Raw genomic sequence first — 2,084 nt, 5'->3', positions numbered from 1 at the left:
CCCCGAAAATGAAGGTGTCAGCGAGTTGATTAATTTAATTAAAGCCGATGGCCGTTGGGTAGAACCTTAATTAGGGTTTGCGGCCAAAAGTTTTTCCTGCTGGCAGGGTGTGGGGTGTGGGGTTTTACCCATTTTCAGGGAGTCAATTACCTAATTTTTAGGGAAAAAGTCCCTGAATTTTCCCCCCAATCACTCCAATCGCTGGCACTTTTTGATTTCAAAAAAGCCTAAAGATATTATCCAACAAGGTTTTTAGATTTATTCAGCCAACCTTAATTAGTTTTACCGGTAGGGGTTGACATCGATTCAACCCCCGATCATCGGCGAGAATTTGTTACAATGGAAAGCTTGCTAGAAATTGCCGCCCCAGAGAGTCCATGCTACCTACACGCGATTGTGTTCGTCAAACCCCCGCTTACACTCCGGGAGAACAGCCCCAAAGCGCGGGATTTACCAAACTTAACACCAATGAGAATCCCTATCCCCCACCGGCGGAAATTTTTTCCCACCTGCCAGAGCAATTAGAGAAAGTCCGACTCTATCCCGATCCTATCTCCAAAGAGTTACGGCAAACGGCGGCGGAATTATACGGCATAGCAGCCGATCAGATAATCGCGGGTAATGGCTCCGATGATATCCTCAATATCGCCCTGCGAACTTTTGTTAACCCTTGCGAAAGCGTCGCTTTTTTAGATTTAACCTATTCCCTTTACGAGACAATTGCCCGGGTACACGGGGCAAATATTATCGAATTTCCCACTAATGATAAATTTGCATTGGAAGGACCGATTATTTGTCCGGAAGCTAAATTAATTTTTCTGGCTTCTCCTAATCCTCCCCTCGGTAAACATCTTGATCGCGACTATTTAGAAGCAACCTGTGCTAATGCGTCGGGAGTGGTATTAATTGATGAAGCTTATGTGGATTTTAGTGATGACAATCATCTCGATTTTCTCTCCCGTTACGATAATGTCATCATTAGTCGTACCATGTCGAAAAGTTATAGTTTAGCGGGGTTAAGAGTCGGTTTCGGTTTTGCTTCGAGGGCAATTATCGAACAGATGGATAAGGTGCGTGATTCCTATAATTTAGATCGCATTGCTCAAACTTTAGCCACAGCATCCTTAAAACACCATAATTATTTTGAGCAAGTTTGGCAAAAAGTCCGTCAAACCCGCGGCCGTTTAATTACTTCTCTGCGCGAGTTGGGATTTATTGTTTTTGACTCGGAAGCTAATTTTATCCTCGCTTCTCCCCCCCAGATTAGTGCCAGTGAGTTATATAATCAACTGAAAGAGCGTCAGATATTAGTGCGATACTTTAAACATCCTCGCATTCAGAATTATGTGCGGATTTCTATCGGAACCGATGGGGAGATTGATCGCCTTTTATCTGCTATTCAAGAGATTATGGGAACAAATTAATCTCGATTTACGTCAGGGTTTTATTAGCACTTGAAACCCTGATAAATTCTCGAAAAAAAGGCTAGATCGAGCGGAACAAAGCAGCGACAAACAAGGGTCTAATGGCCTGTCGTTTCTCCCGATTACTAGCCTTGGCTATCAAGATTATTAGTCCCACAAAAGGATTAAATACTAGCGCACAAATTTTTGAACTTATGCAAGTTTATCCCCAAGGAATCACAGTTCAAGAATTGAGCCAACGCTTAAATCGTCCCGTTTCTATGCTCAATCTTTGTCTAAAATCTTTGGTTGCTTCTAAAAAAATCGTGGCCAGAAAAAATCATAATCAGTGGGTTTATACTAGACCTCTTGTAAAAATCAAAAATTGTTGTTAGGGTTAGGAGTCAGTAGTCAGTAGTCAGTAGTCAGGAGAATTAAGAATCAATATAATCAATTAAATGGTCTCTTTACAGATGTTAGGCAATTTAACCATTATTTTTGCCGTTTTTGAACCCTGAAAAATTAATTATGCAAGAGGCTCACTGTTAATAAAAAGGCTTAGTTTATCCGGCTCTTCGTTACTTGTTATGGTTCGATAGGGGGGCATAAATCGACTAAATCCTTATCTGGCAAGAGACTTAATTGATTAGTTCGCTCTAGATAAAAACAATTGACAAAAAT

2 protein-coding genes are annotated in these 2,084 nt (G+C 41.1%); both read left to right on the top strand.

Annotated features, from left to right (window positions below; translation table 11 throughout):
* Positions 1–377: 377 nt before the first annotated feature.
* A complete protein-coding gene (gene hisC, locus PX481_RS16755; protein WP_288095079.1) occupies positions 378–1,424 on the top strand; it encodes a histidinol-phosphate transaminase in 1,047 nt (348 codons plus the stop codon).
* Positions 1,425–1,525: 101 nt separating this feature from the next.
* Entirely contained in the window at positions 1,526–1,798 is a 273-nt protein-coding gene (locus tag PX481_RS16750) for a hypothetical protein (RefSeq protein ID WP_002763859.1), read from the top strand.
* Positions 1,799–2,084 lie beyond the last annotated feature (286 nt).

Source organism: Microcystis sp. M53603_WE2 (assembly GCF_030065435.1).
This window is presented reverse-complemented; position numbering and strand designations above follow the sequence as displayed.

Coding starts and splice junctions, on each gene's coding strand:
- PX481_RS16750 (WP_002763859.1), top strand. CDS start 1,526: ATGGCCTGTCGTTTCTCCCGATTACTAGCCTTGGCTATCAAGATTATT.
- hisC (WP_288095079.1), top strand. CDS start 378: ATGCTACCTACACGCGATTGTGTTCGTCAAACCCCCGCTTACACTCCG.